This window comes from Thiosulfatihalobacter marinus (assembly GCF_016019955.1).
Lineage (GTDB): Bacteria > Pseudomonadota > Alphaproteobacteria > Rhodobacterales > Rhodobacteraceae > Shimia > Shimia marinus_A.
The window spans coordinates 121429-143213 of record NZ_JAECRZ010000002.1 but is presented as its reverse complement, the minus strand read 5'-3'; the positions used below and the strand labels follow the sequence as shown (position 1 = coordinate 143213).

The 21785-nt window shown below is 64.6% G+C and carries 21 protein-coding genes and 1 riboswitch; of the genes, 6 read left to right on the top strand and 15 right to left on the bottom strand.

The features are described 5' to 3' along the window. Positions 1-52: 52 nt before the first annotated feature. The gene (locus tag I3253_RS03680; protein WP_197916293.1) at positions 53-259 is read left to right on the top strand and encodes a cold-shock protein; all 207 of its coding nucleotides are present in this window, start codon (positions 53-55) and stop codon (positions 257-259) included. An 89-nt stretch (positions 260-348) separates the two neighbouring features. Here the strand turns inward: I3253_RS03680 and I3253_RS03675 are convergent, their stop codons facing one another. Further along, the gene (locus I3253_RS03675) at positions 349-972 is read right to left on the bottom strand and encodes an arylesterase (RefSeq protein WP_197916585.1); all 624 of its coding nucleotides are present in this window, start codon (positions 970-972) and stop codon (positions 349-351) included. Between the two features lie 54 nt (positions 973-1026). Here I3253_RS03675 and I3253_RS03670 point away from each other — a divergent pair, with 54 nt between their 5' ends. Continuing rightward, positions 1027-1713, top strand: a complete 687-nt coding sequence (locus I3253_RS03670) for an ABC transporter ATP-binding protein (RefSeq protein WP_197916292.1) — start codon at positions 1027-1029, stop codon at positions 1711-1713. Further along, positions 1710-4238 carry an ABC transporter permease gene (locus I3253_RS03665; RefSeq protein ID WP_197916291.1) on the top strand — a complete coding sequence of 843 codons (2529 nt, stop codon included), beginning with the start codon at positions 1710-1712 and terminating at the stop codon, positions 4236-4238. The genes I3253_RS03670 and I3253_RS03665 overlap by 4 nt, the downstream gene beginning before the upstream one ends. Before the next feature lie 221 nt (positions 4239-4459). On the opposite strand, the gene gcvP is transcribed toward I3253_RS03665, so the two are convergent. The 4 genes from gcvP to I3253_RS03645 form a co-directional block, all read right to left on the bottom strand. Further along, positions 4460-7309, bottom strand: a complete 2850-nt coding sequence (gene gcvP / locus I3253_RS03660; RefSeq protein ID WP_197916290.1) for an aminomethyl-transferring glycine dehydrogenase — start codon at positions 7307-7309, stop codon at positions 4460-4462. Between the two features lie 177 nt (positions 7310-7486). Beyond that, entirely contained in the window at positions 7487-7846 is a 360-nt protein-coding gene (gene gcvH / locus I3253_RS03655; protein WP_197916289.1) for a glycine cleavage system protein GcvH, read from the bottom strand. A gap of 17 nt (positions 7847-7863) precedes the next feature. Then, positions 7864-8988 carry a glycine cleavage system aminomethyltransferase GcvT gene (gene gcvT / locus I3253_RS03650; RefSeq protein WP_197916288.1) on the bottom strand — a complete coding sequence of 375 codons (1125 nt, stop codon included), beginning with the start codon at positions 8986-8988 and terminating at the stop codon, positions 7864-7866. 158 nt (positions 8989-9146) lie between these two features. Further along, positions 9147-9235, bottom strand: a riboswitch (glycine riboswitch). 56 nt (positions 9236-9291) lie between these two features. After that, positions 9292-9738: an RrF2 family transcriptional regulator gene (locus tag I3253_RS03645; RefSeq protein WP_197916287.1), complete on the bottom strand. Its 447-nt coding sequence runs from the start codon at positions 9736-9738 to the stop codon at positions 9292-9294. A gap of 68 nt (positions 9739-9806) precedes the next feature. Between I3253_RS03645 and I3253_RS03640 the strand changes: the two genes are divergently transcribed. Beyond that, positions 9807-10439 carry a gamma-glutamylcyclotransferase family protein gene (locus I3253_RS03640; RefSeq protein ID WP_197916584.1) on the top strand — a complete coding sequence of 211 codons (633 nt, stop codon included), beginning with the start codon at positions 9807-9809 and terminating at the stop codon, positions 10437-10439. A gap of 16 nt (positions 10440-10455) precedes the next feature. Here I3253_RS03640 and I3253_RS03635 read toward each other — a convergent pair whose 3' ends face one another. Continuing rightward, positions 10456-11721: an adenylate/guanylate cyclase domain-containing protein gene (locus I3253_RS03635; RefSeq protein WP_197916286.1), complete on the bottom strand. Its 1266-nt coding sequence runs from the start codon at positions 11719-11721 to the stop codon at positions 10456-10458. A gap of 79 nt (positions 11722-11800) precedes the next feature. Next, on the bottom strand, positions 11801-13126 hold the full coding sequence (gltX, locus tag I3253_RS03630) for a glutamate--tRNA ligase (protein WP_197916285.1): 1326 nt from the start codon (positions 13124-13126) through the stop codon (positions 11801-11803). Between the two features lie 224 nt (positions 13127-13350). On the opposite strand from gltX, the gene I3253_RS03625 reads away from it, so the two are divergent. Continuing rightward, positions 13351-14280 (top strand): MBL fold metallo-hydrolase, encoded by a 930-nt coding sequence (locus I3253_RS03625; RefSeq protein WP_197916284.1) that lies wholly within the window; start codon positions 13351-13353, stop codon positions 14278-14280. Between the two features lie 173 nt (positions 14281-14453). Here the strand turns inward: I3253_RS03625 and scpA are convergent, their stop codons facing one another. Then, positions 14454-16580 carry a methylmalonyl-CoA mutase gene (gene scpA, locus I3253_RS03620; protein WP_197916283.1) on the bottom strand — a complete coding sequence of 709 codons (2127 nt, stop codon included), beginning with the start codon at positions 16578-16580 and terminating at the stop codon, positions 14454-14456. 154 nt (positions 16581-16734) lie between these two features. Between scpA and I3253_RS03615 the strand changes: the two genes are divergently transcribed. Beyond that, complete coding sequence (locus tag I3253_RS03615) at positions 16735-17190, top strand: DUF4174 domain-containing protein (RefSeq protein ID WP_197916282.1); 456 nt, start codon at positions 16735-16737, stop codon at positions 17188-17190. A gap of 72 nt (positions 17191-17262) precedes the next feature. Here the strand turns inward: I3253_RS03615 and I3253_RS03610 are convergent, their stop codons facing one another. From I3253_RS03610 to I3253_RS20570, 7 genes are all read right to left on the bottom strand, one after another. After that, positions 17263-19311 (bottom strand): acetyl-CoA carboxylase biotin carboxylase subunit, encoded by a 2049-nt coding sequence (locus I3253_RS03610; protein WP_197916281.1) that lies wholly within the window; start codon positions 19309-19311, stop codon positions 17263-17265. 130 nt (positions 19312-19441) lie between these two features. Then, a complete protein-coding gene (locus tag I3253_RS03605) occupies positions 19442-19663 on the bottom strand; it encodes a hypothetical protein (protein WP_197916280.1) in 222 nt (73 codons plus the stop codon). A gap of 346 nt (positions 19664-20009) precedes the next feature. Further along, entirely contained in the window at positions 20010-20366 is a 357-nt protein-coding gene (locus I3253_RS03600) for a hypothetical protein (protein WP_197916279.1), read from the bottom strand. A 126-nt stretch (positions 20367-20492) separates the two neighbouring features. Further along, positions 20493-20639, bottom strand: coding sequence for a hypothetical protein (locus I3253_RS03595; RefSeq protein ID WP_197916278.1), 147 nt, complete (start codon positions 20637-20639; stop codon positions 20493-20495). 202 nt (positions 20640-20841) lie between these two features. Then, positions 20842-21252, bottom strand: a complete 411-nt coding sequence (locus I3253_RS03590; protein WP_197916277.1) for a DUF6497 family protein — start codon at positions 21250-21252, stop codon at positions 20842-20844. Next, positions 21252-21605 (bottom strand): hypothetical protein, encoded by a 354-nt coding sequence (locus tag I3253_RS03585; protein ID WP_197916276.1) that lies wholly within the window; start codon positions 21603-21605, stop codon positions 21252-21254. The genes I3253_RS03590 and I3253_RS03585 overlap by 1 nt, the downstream gene beginning before the upstream one ends. Continuing rightward, on the bottom strand, positions 21602-21733 hold the full coding sequence (locus I3253_RS20570; protein ID WP_269647833.1) for a hypothetical protein: 132 nt from the start codon (positions 21731-21733) through the stop codon (positions 21602-21604). The genes I3253_RS03585 and I3253_RS20570 overlap by 4 nt, the downstream gene beginning before the upstream one ends. Positions 21734-21785: the final 52 nt, after the last annotated feature.

The following is a 21785-nucleotide window of genomic DNA, read 5'->3' as shown; positions in this document are numbered from 1 at the left end:
CACGGCCAGGCTGTCGCATGTTGCGGACAGCAACAATCAGGAGACTACGGTTATGGCCACTGGCACCGTAAAATGGTTCAACACCACCAAAGGTTATGGGTTCATTGCCCCCGATGACGGCGGCAAGGACATTTTCGTTCACATCTCGGCAGTCGAGCGTTCGGGCCTCACCGGCCTCGCCGACAACCAGAAAGTCAGCTACGAGCTGCAAGCCGGCCGTGACGGCCGCGAAAGCGCCGTGGATCTGGCCGCGCTGTAATCCGCGCGTCCGGCTAGAATGCGGGGCGGTGGCCACAATGGCCCCGCCCCCTTTTTGTTGCCAGATCCTTGCGCGCCCGGCGGCGCGGCTCAGTCCGTCCGTGCGATCAGGTCAAGCACATACGGACCCAGCGCCTCGACAATGCGCAAAACGCCGTCGGCATTGGGATGCAGCCCGTCGCCCTGCATCACGCTGCCCATCTCCTCGGGCGGCACGTCGCGCAGGCCGGCAAAGAAATCCGGGGCCAGCGCCACTCCGTATTCCCTGGACAGGTCACCATACATGTCGTCGAACGCGGCCTTGTATTCGGCACCATAGTTCAGCGGAGCCGTCATGCCCACCAGCAACACCCGCACCCCCTCGGCCTGCGCTGCCTCGATGATCCCGGCCAGGTTGGCCCTGCTGACCGCCGGATCGATCCCGCGCAGCACGTCATTGCCGCCCAGCGCCACGATCATCGCCTCGGCACCGCCGCTCAGCGTCCAGCCCACCCGCGCCAGCCCGCCCTGGGTCGTGTCGCCCGACACGCCCGCATTCTGCACCGCCACGTCCGCGCCCTTCGCCGTCAGCCAGGCCTGCAACCGCGGCACAAACCCGTCTTCGGGCGGCAATCCGTACCCGTGGGTCAGGCTGTCGCCCAGCGCCACCAACGCCACCGGCGCGGCCCAGGCCGGACCGGCAAGACAGATCACCAGCACCAGCGCCTTGCCCATCCTTTTCACGTGCCCATATAGTTCTGAAACCCCCGGCAACAGGCAGCCTCCTTCATGACAACCATTATCTCCCTCCAAGATGCCGCTTTGGCGCTCGATAGCAATGCCGGGCGGGTCGAAATCCTGCATGGCGTGACACTGGACGTTCACAAAGGCGAGACCCTGGCCCTTGTCGGCCCCTCCGGTTCGGGCAAGTCGTCGTTGCTGATGCTGATGGGCGGGCTGGAACGCGCCACGGGGGGCGAGGTTTCGGCACTGGGACAGAAACTGACAGACCTGTCCGAAGACGCGCTGGCGCGGTTCCGGCGCAGTTCGATGGGGATCGTTTTCCAGAACTTTCACCTGATCCCCACCATGACCGCGCTGGAAAACGTCGCCACGCCGCTGGAACTGGCCGGGCACCGCGATGCAATGGCGCGCGCGCGCGCCGAGCTTGAAGCCGTGGGCCTGGACCACCGCGCCGATCATTATCCCAACCAGCTTTCGGGCGGCGAACAGCAGCGCGTGGCACTGGCCCGCGCCTCTGCCCCCTCGCCGCAGATCCTGCTGGCCGACGAACCCACCGGCAACCTGGATCAGGCCACGGGCGAAATCATCATGGACCTGCTGTTCGACCTGCACGCCAAACGCGGCACCACGCTGGTGCTTGTCACCCATTCCAACGCGCTGGCCCGGCGCTGTTCGCGCGTGATCCGCCTGCGCGACGGGCGCATTGCCCCGCAAACGGACGCCGCGGCATGAGCCTGGCCCAGGCCGCCCGCCTTGCGCGTCGCGAAATCCGGGGCGGATTGCGCGGCTTTGGTGTGTTTCTGACCTGTCTCGCGCTGGGCGTGGCCACCATCGCCGCCATCGGCTCGGTCCGGGCCGCGATCGAGGCCGGTCTTGCCGCCGAGGGCGCCGCCCTTCTTGGCGGTGATGCGGAAATGAGCTTTACCTATCGCCGCGCCAACGCCGATGAACGCGCCTTTATGGCCGACACCGCGCTGGCCATGTCGGAAATCATCGATTTCCGCTCAATGGCCGTGGTCGGCAGCGGCGCGGAGGCGGACCGCGCGCTGACACAGGTCAAGGCCATTGACGGCGCCTATCCCCTGCTGGGCAGCGTCGCGCTGGATCCGTCGATGCCGCTGGCCCGCGCCATGGCCGGGCAGAACGGCCTGCCCGGCGCCGTGATGCAGGGCCTGCTGGCAGACCGGCTTGGCCTTGCGCCGGGCGACCGGTTCAAATTCGGCCAGCAAGAGTTTGTCTTCATGGCCCGCCTGCTGCGCGAACCGGACAGTTCCGGCGGCTTCGGTCTCGCGCCGCGCTCGATTGTCACCCTGGCAGGGTTGGAAAATTCCGGCCTGCTGGCGCCGGGCACGCTGTTCAGCGCCCATTACCGGCTGGATCTGGCCGAAGGCGCGGACCTGGCCGCGCTCTCTGCGGCGGCGCGCGCGCGGTTCGAAAGCACCGGCCTGCGCTGGCGCGACAGCCGCAACGGTGCGCCGGGGCTGGCGCGCTTTGTCGAGCGGTTCGGCGCCTTCCTGATCCTGGTCGGGCTGGCCGGGCTGGCAGTGGGTGGCGTGGGCGTGTCAACCGCGATCCGCGCCTATCTTGCCCGCAAGACCGAGGTCATCGCCACCCTGCGCAGCCTGGGCGCGACACGCGGCACGATCTTTCTTACCTATTTCCTGCAAATCGGCATGGTCGCCGGCTTGGGCATCGCGCTTGGCCTGCTGATTGGCGCGCTGGCCCCGATCCTGCTTGCGCCGCTGATCCTGTCGGCTCTGCCCTTTCCGGCGGTCTTTACGCTTTACCCGCTGCCGCTGATCGAGGCCGCGCTTTACGGCGCCCTGACAGCGGCCATCTTCACCCTCTGGCCGCTGGCGCGGATCGAGGAGGTGCGCCCCACCGCGCTGTTCCGCGACGCACTAGGCGCGCGCGCCGCCCTGTTGCCCGCGCCACGCTACCTCGCGGCGGTGGGCGGGCTGCTGGTGCTGCTCGTGGGACTGGCCTCCTGGCTTTCGGGCTCGGCAATGCTGACGCTCTGGTTCGCGGGCGGCGTCGTGGCCGCGATGGGTTTCCTGTCACTTGCCGCAATCGGCCTGCGCGCGCTGGTGCGGGGCCTGTCGCGCAAGATTCGCCCCGGACCGGCCCTGCGCTGGGCACTCACCGCCGTGGCCCACTCGCGCGAGGCCACCACACCGGTTGTGCTCTCCCTGGGCCTGGGCCTGGCGGTACTGGCCACGGTTGGACAGGTCGACGGCAACCTGCGCAACGCCATCGCGCGGGACCTGCCGGATGTCGCCCCCAGCTTCTTCTTCGTCGACATCCAACAGGACCAGATGCCGGATTTTCGCGCCCGGCTGGACACGGATACCGCGGTCTCCAAGGTCGAAACCGCGCCCATGCTGCGCGGCATCATCACCCGGATCAACGGGCGACCGGCGCGGGACGTGGCCGGAGACCACTGGGTGCTTCACGGCGACCGGGGCGTGACCTATTCCGCCGGCCTGCCGGCCAATACCAGACTGACCGCCGGCAGTTGGTGGCCCGAGGATTACAATGGCCCGCCCCAGATCAGCTTTGCCGCCGAGGAGGCGCAGGAAATGGGCATCAAACTGGGCGATGAAATGACGGTCAACGTGCTGGGCCGCGACATCACCGCCACCGTGACCAGCTTTCGCGAGGTGGATTTCTCAACTGCCGGCATGGGCTTTGTCATCGCCATGAACCCCGGCGCGCTGGCCGGAGCGCCTCACAGCTTCATCGCCACTGTCTATGCCGAGCAATCCGCCGAGGCTGCAATCCTAAGAGACCTCTCCGGCACCCTGCCCAACATCACCGCCATCCACGTGCGCGAAGCGGTAGGGCGTGTCTCGGGGCTGGTGGCACAGTTGGCCAACGCCACCACCTACGGCGCCACGGCGATCCTGCTGACAGGGTTGCTGGTGATCATCGGCGCGGCCGCCGCCGGACAACAGGGGCGCACGTATGAGGCCGCCGTGCTCAAGACCCTGGGCGCCCAACGCCGCCAGATCCTGACAAGTCTTGCCGCCCGAGCCGCTCTGCTGGGCGGCGCGGCGGGACTGGTGGCCCTGGCTGTGGGCGCAACCGGCGCATGGGCCGTGATGACCTTCGTGATGGAAAGCGACTTCGAACTGATCTGGCCCAACGCCCTGACTGTCGTCGCTGCCGGGCTCCTGGCCAACCTGCTGGCCGGGCTTTTCTTTGCGCTCCCTGCCCTCGCCGCGCGGCCTGCCCGCGTTCTTCGCGCCCGCGACTAAAGCGCTCCCGCCATCTTCGCCGCCCGAAGGCGGCTGCCAGATGTTGGGCCAGGCTCAGCACAGCTGAGCCTGAAAGGGGCGCTGCCCCGTCCCGGCAAGCCGGGACTCCCCGGGATATTTGAAGCCAAAAGAAGACAGGGAGCACCCATACTTCTTTTGGCCCCAAATATCCCGGGGGGAGCATTGAAAATTTCAATTTTCAATGTGGGGGGCTGGCCCCCCTATTCCGCCGCGTCGGCGTAGTCCTCCATTGGAGGGCAGATACAGACAAGGTTGCGGTCGCCCCAGGCATTGTCCACCCGGTTCACCGGCGGCCAGTACTTGTCGACCCGGAACGCGCCGGGCGGAAAACACCCCTGTTCGCGGCTGTAGGGCCTGTCCCATTCGCGCACAAGGTCTTCCATCGTGTGGGGCGCGTTCTTCAGCGGATTGTTTTCCACATCCATGCGTCCTTCTTCGATCTCGCGGATTTCCTCGCGGATCGACAGCATCGCATCGACAAAGCGGTCCAGCTCGGCCTTGGTCTCGCTTTCGGTCGGCTCGATCATCAGTGTTCCGGCAACCGGCCAGCTCATGGTCGGCGCATGGAACCCGGCATCCATCAGGCGCTTGGCAATATCGTCCACCGTCACCCCCGCACTGTCTGCAAACGGGCGCGTGTCGATGATGCATTCATGCGCCACCCGGCCCGTCGGCCCGCGATAAAGCACATCGAACGCACCTTCCAGGCGTTTGGCGATGTAGTTGGCGTTCAGGATCGCCACCCGCGTCGCCTGTGTCAGCCCGGCGCCGCCCATCATCAGGCAATAGGCCCAGCTGATCGTCAGGATCGAGGCCGAGCCATATGGCGCCGCCGAAACCGGCCCTTGCGCGTCCCCGGTTTCAGGGTGGCCCGGCAGATGCGCTGTCAGATGCGCCTTTACCCCGATCGGCCCCATGCCGGGTCCGCCTCCGCCGTGCGGAATGGCAAAGGTCTTGTGCAGATTCAGGTGGCTCACGTCCCCACCCAGATCGCCGGGACGCGACAATCCCACCATGGCGTTCATGTTGGCGCCGTCGATATAGACCTGCCCGCCATGGTCATGTGTGATCGCGCAGACATCCATCACCGTTTCCTCAAACACGCCATGCGTGGACGGGTAGGTGATCATGCAGCCGGCAAGATTTTCCGAATGTTTCTCAGCCTTTTCGCGGAAATCATCCAGATCGATATCGCCGTTTTCCGCCGATTTCACCGGCACCACCTTCCAGCCCACCATCATGGCGCTGGCCGGATTGGTGCCATGCGCGCTCATCGGAATGAGGCAAATGTTGCGATGCCCCTGCCCGCGCGCCTTGTGATAAGCGGCAATGGTCAACAGCCCCGCATATTCCCCCTGCGCGCCCGAATTGGGCTGCATGGAAATCGCGTCATACCCGGTGATCCGGCACAGCTTGTCCGACAGGTCCGCAATCATCTCGGCATAGCCCTCGGCCTGATCCAGCGGTGCGAACGGGTGCAGATAGGCATATTCCGGCCAGCTCAGCGGCATCATCTCGGCCGCCGAATTAAGCTTCATCGTGCACGAGCCCAACGGAATCATCGCCCGGTCCAGCGCCAGATCGCGATCCGCCAGACGGCGCATGTAGCGCATCATCTCGGTCTCGGCCCGGTTCATGTGAAAAATAGGATGGGTCAGATACGCGCTTTGCCGGTGCATGTTCTCGGGCACGCGATAGGTCGGCGTATAATCGTCGTCCCTGCGCTCGACACCAAAGGCCCGCCAGACCTTTTCGATCACCTCGGGACGGGTTGCCTCGTCCAGCGTGATACCGACCCGCGTTTCCCCCACCGCGCGCAGATTGATCTGTTCGTCGCGGGCCGATTTCAGAACCGCCGCCTGCAACGGCCCCACATCCACCGTGATCGTGTCGAAAAACGCCTGCGGATCCACCCTGAACCCGGCCTCTTCCAACCCACGCGCAAGCCGCACGGTCTTGCGGTGAATACGCTGTGCAATCGCCTTCAGCCCCTTGGGCCCGTGAAACACCGCATACATCGATGCCATCACCGCCAACAGCGCCTGCGCCGTGCAGACGTTGGAATTGGCCTTCTCGCGACGGATATGCTGCTCGCGCGTCTGCAATGACAGGCGATAGGCCCGGTTGCCGTGGCTGTCGATCGACACGCCGATGATACGGCCCGGCATGGCGCGCTTATAGGCATCCTTGGTCGCCATATAGGCCGCGTGCGGCCCGCCATAGCCTACCGGCACGCCAAACCGCTGGGTCGATCCCACGGCAATATCCGCCCCCATTGCGCCCGGCTCCTTCAGCAGGGTCAGCGACAGCGGATCGGCTGCCACAATGCCGATCGCCTTGTGCTCATGCAGCGCCGCGATCTGATCGGTAAAATCGCGCACATGGCCATAGGTGCCCGGATACTGGAACAGCGCACCGAACACCTTTTCTGGCTCCATCTTGTCGGGGTTGCCCACGATCACCTCGATGCCCAGCGGCGCGGCGCGGGTTTTCACCACGGCGATATTCTGCGGATGACAATCACGATCCACGAAAAACGCCATCGCCCTGGATTTCGACACCCGCTGCGCCATGGTCATCGCCTCGGCGCAGGCGGTCGCCTCGTCCAGCAGCGACGCGTTGGCGATCTCCAGCCCGGTCAGGTCGGAAATCATCGTCTGAAAATTCAGCAACGCCTCAAGCCGGCCCTGCGAAATCTCGGGCTGATAGGGCGTATAGGCCGTGTACCAGGCCGGGTTTTCCAGAATATTGCGCTGGATCGCGGGCGGCGTCACCGTGCCGTGATAGCCCTGCCCGATCAGCGAGGTGAACACCTTGTTCTTGCCCGCCGTCACCCGCATATGATGCAGCAATTCGCGTTCCGACATGGGCCTGCCGAAATCCAGCGGCTCTTTCTGGCGAATGCTCGCAGGGACCGTATCGTCGATCAGCGCGTCCAGATCGGGCGCGCCCACCACCTTCAACATCTCGGCCATTTCCTCGGGCGAGGGGCCAATGTGGCGCCGATTGGCGAAATCATAAGGCAAATAGTCGGTTGGCGTGAAGGACATCAAAGCTCTCCGTGCACGTATTGAACAAAGGCCACAGGCGCGCGCATCCGCACGCATCTGGCACAGGAAAGGGCTTCATTTTGCCCCAAATACTCCCCCCGGAGGGCCGCCATCGGGCCGCGTCTCCGGGGGGTGTGACTCTCGGCGCCCCGGCACAGGTCCGGGCCAACGCCCAGCCTAGCCGATGAAATCCTTGTATTCGGCTTCATCCATGTAATCGTCCATCTGGCTCAGGTCGGCGGCCTTGATCTTGAAGAACCACGCATCGCCCAGCGGATCGTCATTCACCTTGCCCGGCGCGTCCACCAGCGGTTCGTTCACCTCGACGATCTCGCCATCCAGCGGGGCCAGAATATCGCTGGCGGCCTTGACGCTCTCGATCACGCAGACCTCTTCATCCTTCGTCACTTCGGTGCCCGGCTCGGGCAGTTCGATGAACACCACGTCGCCCAGCTGTTCGCTGGCATGTTCGGTGATGCCCACAACCACCACATCCCCCTCGACGCGCAGCCATTCATGTTCTTCGGTGTATTTCATCAATGCTCTCCTGTTGATCAGCGTTTGAACCGGGCCGGCACAAGCGGCATCTTCGCCACTGTCAGGGGCAACCGCTTGCCCCGCACCTCCCCGAAAATCTCTGTACCCACGGCGGCTTGCGCGCTTCCGACATAGCCCATGGCGACCGGCGCTTCCAGCGTCGGGCCAAAGCCGCCCGACGTGACCTCGCCAATCGGATCGCCACCCTCTGCCCCGGCATAAAGCACCGTCCCGGCGCGCATCGGCGCCCGCCCCTGCGGCGCCAGCCCCACACGCTTGCGTGCCACGCCCTCGGCCATGTCTCCGAAAATCCGCTCCGCTCCCGGAAAGCCCCCGGCGCGATCGCCGCCCGCGCGGCGCACCTTCTGGATCGCCCAGTTCAGACCGGCTTCCACAGGCGATGTGCCCGCGCTGATGTCATTGCCATACAGGCACAGCCCAGCCTCCAGCCGCAGGCTGTCGCGCGCGCCCAGCCCGATGGCCTCGACCTCCTCCATATCCAACAACACCCGGCACAGCGCCTCTGCGGCGGCGGCGGGAACCGAAATCTCGTACCCGTCCTCGCCGGTATAGCCCGAACGCGACACCCAGCATTCGGTCCCGTTCAACTCCACCGTCGCCACATCCATGAACGCCATGTCCGCCACCGCACCGCTCAGCCGCGCCAGCGCGGCCTCGGCTGCCGGTCCCTGAAGCGCGATCAGCGCGCGGTCGGTGATCTCGGTCACGCTGACATTGGGCTCCAGCGCGCTGCGCATCCGGGCGATATCGCCGTCCTTGCAGGCCGCGTTGACCACCACGAACAGATGATCGCCCCGGTTTGCGAACATCAGATCGTCCTCGATCCCCCCGGCGGCATTGGTGAACAGCCCATAACGCTGACGACCTTCGCCCAGGCCCAGCACATCCATCGGCACCATTTTTTCAAAGGCCAGCGCCACTTCCGCGTGGCTTCCGCCGCGCAGGATCACCTGCCCCATATGGCTGACATCGAACAGCCCGGCGGCGGCGCGGGTGTGCAGATGCTCCTTCATCACGCCCATCCCGTATTGCACCGGCATCTCGTAGCCGGCAAAGGGCACCATCCTGGCGCCCTGTTCGACATGCAGATCATAAAGCGGTGTGCGCTTCAGTTCTCCCATGGCTTTCGCCCCCGTCCTCTTCCGGCGCGTCCATGGGTCTGGTCACATCCGGCATCCCAAATCCGCGCAAGACCTGCGCGTGCGATGCCCCCTCTGTCCTTTCGCCTGAGATCGTTATCCCTTCGGCGGGCGCCCACGCGCCTCTCTCCAGAGTCTGTTCAGATAACGCGGTCCCTGCGGCCTGAGAGTTTCCGGGGCGGTTGCTCCTTCGGCACCGGTTCACATCCGGTTCTCCCGAGTCATCTGTTGCGCATACCGTAGTGTGCCGAAATCCCGCTGACAAGCGGCAAAACGCAGCCTGCGTCAGCTATGGCAGGGCTCTGGCGCCAGGATCGCCAGCAGCGCGGTATTGTTGCACACCAGCGCGTCCAGCGTCACGTCGTCCAGCCGCAGATAAAACGCCTCCGCCGCATCCTGCAACGCAAAGCGCAACCGGCAGGCATCGGTCAGCGGGCAGGTATTGTCCACATCGGCAAAGCACTCGGTCAACGGAACCGGCGCCTCCAGAATGCGGAATATCTCGCCAATTCTGATCTCTTCGGGCGGACGCGCCAGCTCCAGCCCGCCATTGCGCCCGCGCTGGGTGTGGATCACGCCCAGCTGCGCCAGTTGGTTGATGACCTGCGCCAGGTGGTTTTCCGAAGCATTGCAGCGCGCGGCGATTTCGTGTTTCGTAACCAGACGACCCTGGTGGGCGGTGCAGAACATCAGCAACCGGATCGCGATATTGGTTCTCTTGGTGATGCGCACCCGCACGTCCCCCACCGTTGTGTCGGATGACGGTCTTTATGACGCATGGTGATGAAAACGGACTTGACATGGATCAAGAGCATGACGGCCAAGAACGCGTGAAAGCCCCCTGTTTCTTTGGCTATGGCAGTCTGGTGAACCGCGATACGCACCAGTATGGCGATGCGCAACCTGCCCGGCTCGCGGGCTGGCGGCGCGCGTGGCGGCACACCACCCTGCGTCCGGTGGCCTATCTGACAGTGGTCCCCGATGCCACCTGCGAGATCGACGGGCTGATCGCCCCGGTGCCCGGCGGAGACTGGACGGCGCTGGACGCACGCGAACACGCCTATGACCGCGTCGCCGCCAGCCATGCCGTTACGCACAGCGCGCCCGAACAGCTGGATGTGGCGGTCTATACCGTGCCCCATGGCAAACACGGCGCGCCCAATGTCGAACATCCCGTGCTGCTCAGCTATATCGACGTGGTGGTGCAGGGCTATCTGCGCGAATTCGGCGCCCACGGCGTGGCGCGGTTCTTTGCCACCACCGCAGGCTGGTCCGCCCCGGTGCTGAACGATCGCGCCGCGCCACGGTATCCGCGCCACCGGCCGGTCTCGCCAACCGCGCTGGCACTGGTCAACGCCCATCTCGATGCCCTTGGCGCCACCGTGTTCGTCGGCCAGCGCGATCCAGCGCCAACCGCCCCGCCGCGCGCCTGATCCCGCGCGACCCGGTTCAGCCCAGCGGATCGAAGGCCACGATTCCCACCTCGTCGTCAAATCCGCGCAGCGCATGCCGCCCCATGTCGCGCCCCTCGCGGGGCGCTACCATCGCGGCGAAATCCGCAGTTGCCAATAGCGGCGCATCCAGCGTCTTCGTCATGCTCTCGACCCGGCCCGCCAACGCCACGGACGCCCCCGTCACCGTGAAATCCAGCCGCTTCTCGGTGCCGACATTGCCGTAAACCGCCTCGCCCACATGCAGCCCCACACCAAACGCCATCTGCGCGTCTTCCGGCAGGTCCGCACGCCGGTGAAACGCCTCGCGCGCCGCCGACAGCGCCGCCGCGCACATGTCCTCGGGAAACCGGCGGCGGTTGTCGAACGGGAAGATCGCCAGCAATCCGTCGCCCATGAACTTCAGCACTTCACCGCCATGATCCAGTACCGCCCCCGCGACGCATTCGAAATAGCGGTTCACCGTGGCCAGATAGTCTTCGGGCGCCATCTGCTGACTGACCAGTGTCGATTCGCGCATGTCGCTGTAAAGCAGGGCACAATCGATCCGGCGCACATCGCCGCGCGCGATCTGCCCGCTCAGAACCGCCTGCGCCGAGATCCGCCCCAGATAGGTCTCGGTCAGCTCGGTCACGAAAAACCGTTCGGTTGCCGCGCGCGCGGCAACCATGAATGGCACAAGGATACCCCGGAACCCGGCAATCTCGTGGTCCTGAAACCCCGATCTGCGATTGGTTGTCAGCGAAACCGTGGCGCCTGTCGTTGCCTCCATTCCGCTGTCGAACTCGAACCAACGGTTGCCGAACGGCACCGCAAACACCACGTAATCGGTGGTCCCCTTGTCCGCCAGCCGCTGGAACAAAGGGTATTTCGCCGCCACGTCCGGGTCGGTCAGGTCCTGGCGCAAGGATGCGAAGTCGGTCAGTTCATCGGCCAGTTGCGGCCCCGCCAGATGCCGCAATTCCTTCAGGCGCTGACGGGCAAACGGATTGATTTCCCCGAAAGGCCCGCGCCCGTGCACCGTTTCATCCATGTCCGCGCGGCGCAGCGTGTTCCACGAGGAGCGCCCGCTTTCCATGTCCCAGGTCGCATCCAGCATCGCCAGCACCGGATGCAGCAACAAGCAGCCTATGGATATGCGCGTCACCGGCACACCGCCATCAACCAGACGCCGGCAGGTTTCTTCCACCAGATCATCCAGACCAATGTCGTACAGCGCCGCCCGTTGCAGCCACTCCGCCAAACGATCAAACGTATCCGCCATTGCGCCTCTCTTTTCGGGCAGGGTCGGTCAACGGGCCGTTCAAGTCACGCCTTTTTCGCACCGGTCCGGGGCTGCCGCCTCAGCCGCGCGCCCTGATCACCTGCAACAGCGGCATCAGCGCCGACATGTCCGGACCGTGGCTCTGCCCGGTCAGCGCCTTGCGCAGCGGCATGAACAGCCCCCGCCCCTTGCGCCCGGTCGCGGCTTTCACCTCGGCCGTCCACGTGCCCCATGTCTCGTCGTCAAACGGGCCTTCGGGCAACAGCCTCATCGCCTCGGCGACAAACGCGCGGTCTTCCTCGGCGATCTCCGGCTCGGCGCCTTGCGCGAACAGCGTCCACCAGGCGGCCAGATCCCTGCGCGTGGTGATATTCTCGCGCGTCACGTCCCAGAACCGCTGTGCCAGAGCATCCGGCACCCCCGCCGCACGCACATCTTCGGCCACCGCCGCAAGCGGCAGATCATGCAACAGCCTGGCCGTCAGCGGATACAGGTCGTCCACATCGAACTTGGTCGGCGCGGCGCCGAAATGCCCGATCTCGAACCCGTCCGCGATCTCGTCCAGACTGGTACACAGCTCCACCGGGTCGGATGACCCCAGCCGCGCCATCAGGCTCAAAAGCGCCATCGGCTCCACGCCCGCCTCACGCAGATCGCGCAGCGCCAGCGTGCCCAGCCGCTTGGACAACGCCTCGCCCTGCGGCCCGGTCAGAAGCGAATGATGCGCAAACCGCGGCACCGCCCCGCCCAGCGCCGCAATGATCTGGATCTGCGTGGCCGTGTTGGTCACATGATCCGCGCCGCGCACCACATCCGTGATGCCATAATCGATGTCGTCGCACACCGAGGCCAGCGTATACAGAAACTGCCCGTCGCCCCGGATCAGCACCGGGTCCGACACGCTTGCCGCATCGATCGAGCGATGCCCCAGAATGCCGTCTTCCCACTCGATCCGCTCGTGATCCAGCCTGAAACGCCAATGCCCGTTGCCACGCTCGGCGCGCAACCTGTCCTTGTCCGCATCACTCAGCGCCAGCGCACTGCGGTCATACACCGGCGGCTTGCCCATGTTCAGCTGTTTCTTGCGCTTCAGGTCAAGCTCGGTCGGTGTCTCGAAACATTCATAGAACCGCCCCATGTCGCGCAGGTTTTGCGCCGCCTCTTCATAGCGCGCCAGCCGGTCCGACTGTTTCTCGATCCGGTCCCAGGTCAGGCCCAGCCACTCCAGATCCTGCTGGATCGCATCAACATATTCCTGCTTGCTGCGGTCAGGGTCGGTATCATCGATCCGCAGGATGAATGTGCCGCCGGCCTTGCGGGCAATCAGGTAATTCATCAGCGCGGTGCGCAGGTTGCCCACATGGATATATCCGGTGGGCGACGGGGCGAAACGGGTGGTGATCATGTCGGTCTCCTGTTGCCGCCTCCCTTTCCACAAAGCACGCGGCTTGTCCACTCTCCGCGCGCCCCGCCGCTGGTTTCCCCCGCCCCGCCACCGGCTTGTTCCCGCCGATCCCGCCGGTTTTTCATCACACCCGCGTGATGGGTGGCCAATTTGAGAAAATATCATGTATATTACCTATGTTGCAAAAATAACGATATTCGCCTCAATCGCATTCGGAGACACCCATGCTGAAAAAACCTGCCATCACCCGCCGCCACATGCTCGCCGGCGCCGCCGCCTTGCCGCTTGCCGCCACCGTCGCCCGCCCGGCCTTTGCCAAGGCGGAAATGATGGGCGTCGCCACCACCCGCTTCAACCGCATGAAACTGGGCGGGTTCGAAGTCACCACCCTGCTGGCCGGCACCCGCACCGTCGACGGCCCGCACGCCATCTTCGGCCAGAACGTGTCCCAGTCCGAATTCGACACCGCGTCCAGCGCCGCCAATATTCCCTCTGACAAGGCGCAGTTCTTCTTCACCCCAACGGTCGTGAACACCGGCAACGAACTGGTGCTGTTCGACACCGGCCTCAATCCCGACGGCATCACCTCGGCTCTGGCCGCCGCCGGCTACAGCCCCGATCAGATCGACGTGGTCGTGATCACCCACATGCACGGCGATCATATCGGCGGCGTCGCCGACGAGGCCGGCGTCACCTTCGCCAATGCCCGCCATGTCACCGGAACCACCGAATTCAACGCCTGGGACGCGTCGGGCGCCAACAAGGCGTTCGAAAGCAAGGTCCGCCCCAATGCCGACCGCTTTGACATGATCGCCCCCGGCGCCTCGGTCGCCTCGGGCATCACCGCGATCGCGGCCTTCGGCCACACGCCGGGCCACATGGCCTACATGCTGGAAAGCGACGGCAAACAACTGGTCATCGCCGCCGATTTCGCCAACCACTATGTCTGGTCGCTGGCCTATCCCGACTGGCAGGTGAAATTCGACATGGACAAGGCCGCCGCCGCCGCCACACGGCGCATGATGCTCGACATGATGACCGCCGACAACCTGCCCTTCGTGGGCTACCACATGCCCTGGCCCGGCGTCGGCTATGTCGAATCGCGTGACGGCGGATACCGCTACATGCCCGCCACCTACCAGCTCATGCTCTGAACCATGCGCCCCGGCCTTTTTCAGGCCGGGCGCAGCCCTCAGATCCCCGAACCACCAAAGCCCAAAGGCAACGCGAATGTCCCGCCCGGCGCGGCACAGCTTCCGAGCCGGCCCCACCCTTCATTGTTCCGAAAATACTCCGGGGGGTGCGGGGGGCTGGCCCCCCGCCTGCCTTACCCGCGCGCTTCGCGGATCAGACGCAGAATATCCTGCGCCGCCGCCGGAATATTGGTGCCCGGCCCAAAGATCGCCTTGACCCCGGCCTTTTTCAGAAATTCGTAATCCTGCTGCGGGATCACCCCGCCACAGATCACCAGGATATCCCCGGCATCCCTGGCCTTCAGCGCCTCGATCAACTGCGGCGCCAGTGTCTTGTGACCCGCCGCCTGGCTGGAAATCCCCACCACATGCACGTCATTGTCCACCGCGTCCTGCGCCGCCTCGTCCGGCGTCTGGAACAGCGGACCGACATCCACGTCGAACCCGATATCGGCAAAGGCCGTGGCGATCACCTTGGCGCCCCGGTCATGACCGTCCTGCCCCATCTTGACCACCAGCATCCGCGGCCGCCGCCCCTCGTCGGCGGCGAAATCCTCCACCGATTTCTGGATCGCCGCAAAGCCCTCGTCGCCTTCATAAGCCGCCCCATACACCCCGGCCAAAGTCTTGACCTCGGCGCGATGCCGCCCGAATTCCTTTTCCATCGCCATGCTGATTTCCCCAACAGATGCCCGCGCCCGCGCCGCTTCCACAGCCGCCGCCAAAAGGTTGCCGCCCTCCCGGGCAACCCGCGTCAACGCGCTCAGCGCCGCCTCGCAGGCGTCGCCGTCCCGCTCTGCCCGGATCTTTTCCAGCCGCGCGATCTGACTCTCGCGCACCGCCACATTGTCCACGTCCAGAATGTCGATCGGGTCTTCCTTGTCCTTGCGATACTTGTTGACCCCGACGATCACCTCGTCGCCCTTGTCGATCATCGCCTGGCGCATCGCCGCGCTTTCCTCGATACGCAGCTTCGGCATCCCCGAGGCCACCGCCCTGGTCATGCCGCCCATCTCCTCGACCTCTTCCATCAGCGCCCAGGCCTTCTGGATCAGCTCGTCGGTCAGCGCCTCCACGTAATAGGACCCGGCCAGCGGATCCACCACATTGGTCACACCGGTCTCCTCCTGCAAGACAAGCTGCGTGTTGCGCGCGATCCGGGCCGAGAAATCCGTGGGCAGCGCAATCGCCTCGTCCAGCGCATTGGTGTGCAGCGACTGGGTGCCGCCCAACACCGCCGACATCGCCTCATAAGCGGTGCGGATGACGTTGTTATAGGGATCCTGCTCCTGCAAACTCACGCCCGATGTCTGGCAATGGGTGCGCAGCATCTTGGAACGCTCCGACCGGGCGCCGAACTCGGTCATGATCCGGTGCCACAGGAACCGCGCCGCGCGCAGCTTGGCCGCCTCCATGAAGAAATTCATGCCGATCGCAAAGAAAAAGCTCAGCCGCCCGGCGAACTTGTCAACATCCATGCCCGCATTCATCGCCGCGCGCACATATTCCCGCCCGTCCGCCAGCGTGTAGGCCAGCTCCTGCACAAGGTTCGCGCCCGCCTCCTGCATGTGATAGCCCGAGATGCTGATCGAGTTGAATTTGGGCATCTCGTTGCTGGTGTATTCGATGATGTCCGAAATGATCCGCATCGACGGCTCGGGCGGATAGATATACGTGTTGCGCACCATGAATTCCTTGAGAATGTCATTCTGAATGGTGCCCGCCAGCAGCGCCTTGTCATGGCCCTGTTCTTCGCCCGCCACGATGAAACTGGCCAGGATCGGGATCACCGCGCCATTCATCGTCATCGACACGCTGACCTTGTCCAGCGGGATGCCGTCGAACAGGATCTTCATGTCCTCGACACTGTCGATCGCCACGCCCGCCTTGCCCACATCGCCCACCACGCGCGGATGGTCGCTGTCATAGCCGCGATGCGTGGCCAGATCAAAGGCCACCGATACGCCCTGCTGACCGGCGGCCAGGTTGCGCCGGTAAAAGGCATTGGACTCCTCGGCGGTCGAAAACCCGGCATATTGCCGGATCGTCCAGGGGCGCCCGGCATACATTGTTGCCTTGGGGCCGCGCGTGAACGGGCCGAATCCCGGCAGGCTGCCCATATGGCTCAACCCCTGCGTGTCTTCCTCGGTATAAAGCGGCTTGACATCAATGCCTTCCAGCGTCTTCCAGGTCAGATCTTCCAGCGGCCGCCCACGCAGTTCCTTGGCGGCCAGTTCGGCCCATTTCTTGGTGTCGCTCATGTCCAGTTCCTCGTCAGTGTCTCACGCCGCCGCGCCCAGGGGCGCCGGCGGCATCACAAGTCCCGCGCTTGGCGGCATAAATTTCCCGTGGCTTTTGCATTTGCCTGTCGCAATACCGGCCCGGCCACATATATTGGGCCCAACAGGAGAGAAGATGACCCACCGCTTGACCCTTGTTCTTTCACTATTTCTGGCCACCATTTCCGCGCCCGTTGTCGCGGCCGAAAACGATGCCCAATCCGGCGCCGACGCGCTGTTCCGCAGCGGCGAAACCGCCACGCTGGAAGAATTCCAGTGGATCAAGCGTCCGCTGGTGATCTTTGCCGATACCGACCGCGACCCGCGCTTTGCCCAGCAGATGGATCTGCTGCGCGCCCTGCCCGACGAACTGGCGGAACGCGACGTGGTGGTGCTGACGGATACCAACCCGGCCGCCCGATCGGCCCTGCGCCAGGAACTGCGCCCGCGCGGCTTCATGCTGGTGCTGATCGGCAAGGACGGCAATCCGTATCTGCGCAAACCCTTCCCCTGGGACGTGCGCACCATCTCGGCCAGCATCGACAAGATGCCCCTGCGCCAACAGGAAATCCGCGACAGCCACGGGCGATAGGCGCGGCCCACAAGGTGTGGCGCGGACATGTGCCCGCGCTCCGCCCTGCAATATGGCCGCGCCCGATCCACCCTATTCGAACTCCATGATCACGTCGTCCACCGCCAGGCTGTCGCCCGCTCCGGCGTTGATCCTGGACACGGTGCCGGTCCTCTCGGCGCGCAGGATGTTCTCCATCTTCATCGCCTCGACCGTGCACAGCGCCTGGCCTTCCTGCACTTCCTGGCCCACTTCCACGTTGACCTTCACGATCAGTCCCGGCATCGGGCACAACAACAGCCTGGACGTGTCCGGCGCCACCTTCTCGGGCATCAGCCTGGCCAGCTCGGTCTGGCGCGGGGTGCGCACATGCACTTTCAGATCCGCGCCCCGGCTGCGGATGCGGAACCCGCCCGGGATCTTGCCAACCTTCAGCACCAGAAGGTCATCGCCCACCTTCACCCTGGCCAGCTGATCCCCCGGCGTCCAGTCCGAGGTCACGCGCAGCTTGCCGCCATCGGCAAACTTGATGGTCGATCCCTTCTTGTCCGCCTTCACCTTCAGCGGGAACTCTTCGCCCTGAAGCGTGACCACCCAATTCGTTCCCACGCGGCGCTCGTGATTGTCCATCCGGCCCGAAACCCGCGTGCGCCGGATCTCGGCCACGCGATGCATCGCCGCCGTCGCCGCCGCGATCCTGCGCAGCGTTTCGCTGGCCAGCTCGACCCCCTGGAACCCGTCCGGGTATTCCTCTTCGATAAAGGCCGTGGTCATGTCGCCGCTGATGAATTTCGCATGATCCATGACCGCGCTCAGGAACGGCAGATTGTGCCCGATCCCCTCCACCTCGAACCCGTCCAGCGCATTGCGCATCGCTTCGATTGCCGCGCCCCGTGTCGGCGCCCAGGTGCACAGCTTGGCGATCATCGGATCGTAATACATGCTGATCTCGCCGCCCTCGTAAACGCCGGTGTCGTTGCGCACCGCAATGCCGTCACCGGCCGGGGCATCGCCCTGCCACTTGCCGTTCTCGTGCAACAGACCACCGGCCAGCTCGGCAGGCGGGCGATACCGGGTCAGGCGGCCGATCGACGGCAGGAACCCGCGATAGGGATCTTCGGCATAAAGCCGGTTCTCGATCGCCCAGCCGTTCAGCTGCACATCGTCCTGCGTGATCGACAGCTTCTCGCCGCTTGCGACCCGGATCATCTGCTCCACCAGGTCCACCCCGGTGATCAGCTCGGTCACGGGATGTTCCACCTGCAAACGGGTGTTCATCTCCAGGAAATAGAAATTCTTGTCGCCATCGACGATGAATTCCACCGTCCCGGCACTGGCATAGCCCACCGCCCTGGCCAGCGCGACCGACTGTTCGCCCATCGCCTTGCGGGTGGCCTCGTCCAGGAACGGGCTGGGCGCCTCTTCCACAACCTTCTGGTTGCGGCGTTGGATCGAACATTCCCGCTCGTTCAGATAAATGCCGTTGCCATGCGCGTCGCACAGAACCTGAATTTCGATATGGCGCGGCTGGGTCACGAATTTCTCGATGAAAATCCGATCATCGCCAAAGCTGTTCGCCGCTTCGTTCTTCGACGATTGAAAGCCTTCCCGCGCCTCTTCGTCATTCCAGGCGATCCGCATTCCCTTGCCGCCGCCCCCGGCAGACGCCTTGATCATCACCGGATAGCCGATCTGGTTAGAGATCTTCACCGCCTCGTCCGCATTCTCGATCAGGCCCATATAGCCGGGCACCGTCGACACGTTGGCCTCCTGCGCGATCTTCTTGGAGGTGATCTTGTCGCCCATCGCCTCGATCGCCCCCACCGGCGGGCCGACAAACGCAACGCCCTCGGCCTCCAGCGCCTCGGCGAATTTTGAATTCTCCGACAGGAACCCATAGCCCGGATGCACGGCCTGCGCACCGGTCTGGCGGATCGCGTCCATCACCTTGTCGATCACGATATAAGACTGGTTGGCCGGGGGCGGGCCGATATGCACCGCCTCATCCGCCATCTTCACATGCAGCGCCTGCTTGTCCGCATCCGAATAGATCGCCACGGTCTTGATGCCCATCTTGCGGGCGGTCTTGATCACGCGGCAGGCAATCTCGCCCCGGTTGGCGATCAGGATCTTGTCGAACATGTCATGTCCCTTCTTGGTCTTGGCCCGATGCCGGGGCCGTTATGGCAATAAAAAAGCCCCCCGCCCCGGATCGGGGCGGGCGGCTCTCGTCTGTTGGTCCGCCCGCGCGGGCGCGGACGGGACAACCGGATCAGTTACATTTGCCGGGGTTTTCCCGGCAATAGATGACATTGGCCGCGCCCCCCACAAGGGCGCCTGCGGCCAGGTTGCCGTTGACAACCGCGGCTGTCGCGGTGCCAACGCCGGCCCCGATAAGGGCCTGCTCTCCCGTGGTCGATCCACAGGCCGCAACACCGCCAAGCGCAACGATGCCAAGCAGCCGCGGGAGGCGTTTGTCGAAAAGGCGATACATAGCGTGTCTCCATCCTTGTTCTGTCGCTGACAGGCAGGGCGTATTGTCCGGGAAAACCCGCACCGCGCCGCGTCAAAGGCCAGCGTGGCAACCGAACCGGCCCGCAATCTGCGTTGCCGTGTACCCGGATCACTCTGAACGGAAAAACCGGGCGATCCTGAAGGGACAGGACAGGACCGCCCGTTAGGGGAAGGGTAACGGAATACACAGTTACAGGAGCGGACCCGAACAAGCCCTGTCTCCATATCCGCTATATTGGCACGGCGGCGCGGCGAAACAACTGCCCTGACAGCGTTTTCCCCGCTGTAGGCCGCATCTTGCCCAATCGCTGGCCGCATCGGCAAGTTCATGCCCAATCCTCTTCAAATGCCTCGGGAAAGGACACCCGCGCCACGTCCGCATCAATGACCAGAAGCGCCTCATAGCTCTCGGGATCGAACGGGTCTTCGGCGGCGATCACCTCGCGCCCGAACAGCCAGCTCAGACGCCCGGCGTCCAGATTGCCCCGCTCAAACGGCTGATCGCCGAAATGCGTCCACAGCGCGGCCATAAAGGCCGCGTCGGCGCGCCGGTCGGCGGGGCGGCGATCCTTGAAGCGTTCGCGCCGCGTGATCGGCGTGACACCTTTGGGATTGGCCCTGCGAATGGTGAATTGGAAATCCGTCCCGGTCAGCCGGCCAGGAAAGCCGCGATGCTTGATCATGCCGCGCGCCCCCGGATCATGGGAACGTGGCCCCCGCCGTTCATCCTCCCGGCATGGTGACGGGACTCGTGGCAGGCATCGTGGCGGACAGGCCCGCAGGCCTGCCCGAAAAGCGTATCGCCAGGTTTACTTGTACTTGCCGGTGTAGGTCGGCTCTTCCGAGATGGGCTCGGGATCGACCACGACATATTCCTCGACCGGCGCGGTATCCGCACAGGCCGCGACAAAGGCCACAAGGCCAAGTGCCAGCACTGCTTTGATGCTCTTTGACATCCGTTTCTCCAGTTCTTGTTTTCATTCGAAACAGGGCCGTTCAACCCTGCCTGCCCCACGTTCGTGTCACCACGACGTGACCGGAGAATAGCGGAATCCCGTGCAAAAAGATACGAATAGGGCGCCAAGCTAATGTGTTGTGGCCGCAATGCCGCAGTCGCGGCGGCACCCCGAGTCGCGCGCGCAAGATATAGTGGTATCATCAGAAACCCTCCCAGATACAGGTGCCGTCCTGCACCGAAAAAGCCTCGAAAAATTGCGTGGCCAGCGTGTTGATCACGCCGAATTCGGTGTCACGGTCGGCCATCGAGATGATCACCTGATCCACCTCTTCACCCTCGACGGCCAGATACGGCACCGCCACGCCAATGCAAAGGTGAAAGAAATCCGCCTCGATCTCGCCAAACTCCACACCCTGCCGGATCAGCGGCATGACATAGCGGAACCGGGCCACGCGCGAATTGTCGTCACGTGTCTCCAGCAGGATTTCCTGCAAGTAGATGTCATTGCCGGAGGGCACGGCCGGGGCTTCCTCCTGCACCCCGGTCGTGGCCGCGGCCCCGATGGGCCCTCCGATCGCGGCAAATGTCATGGCAGCCAGAAACCAGCGCATCACGACGCCTCTCCGGTGTGGCGCGCATATCGCAGCCAGCGCGCCCGGCGTCCCGGGCATTCCAGCACATCGCGGATGATCTCCTCGATATGGGCGCGCGCCACCGGTCCGCTGATCTCGCCCCCGGCGGTGACAAGCAACCGGCCGGCCTCGCGCCGCACCCGCACCACGGGGGAAAACCCGCGCAGATGCTGAAGCGCGCGCCACATGTCCTGGCGCACCTGATGCGCGATCCGCAGCCGTCCCGCATCGGGCAAGTCGGTGCGCGCCGCCACATCCAGCCGCGCGCGATTGCGCCGCGCCAGCGTCAGGGTGTCCCCGTCGTTCCGGATATGCCAGCGCCCCCGGCTCATGCCGGCACGCCCGCGTCAGGCGTCGGGGCCCCGTCGGCGCCGATGATCCCGATATGTCCCGCGCCCGCAACGCGCGGGCCTTCGGCCTGCGACAGCATAAAGGACTGGTTTTTCCAAAGCCGGGTCATCGGGTCACGTTCCTTTCGGCCTTTGCATAAGGCGGGGCCAAACCCCGCCCGC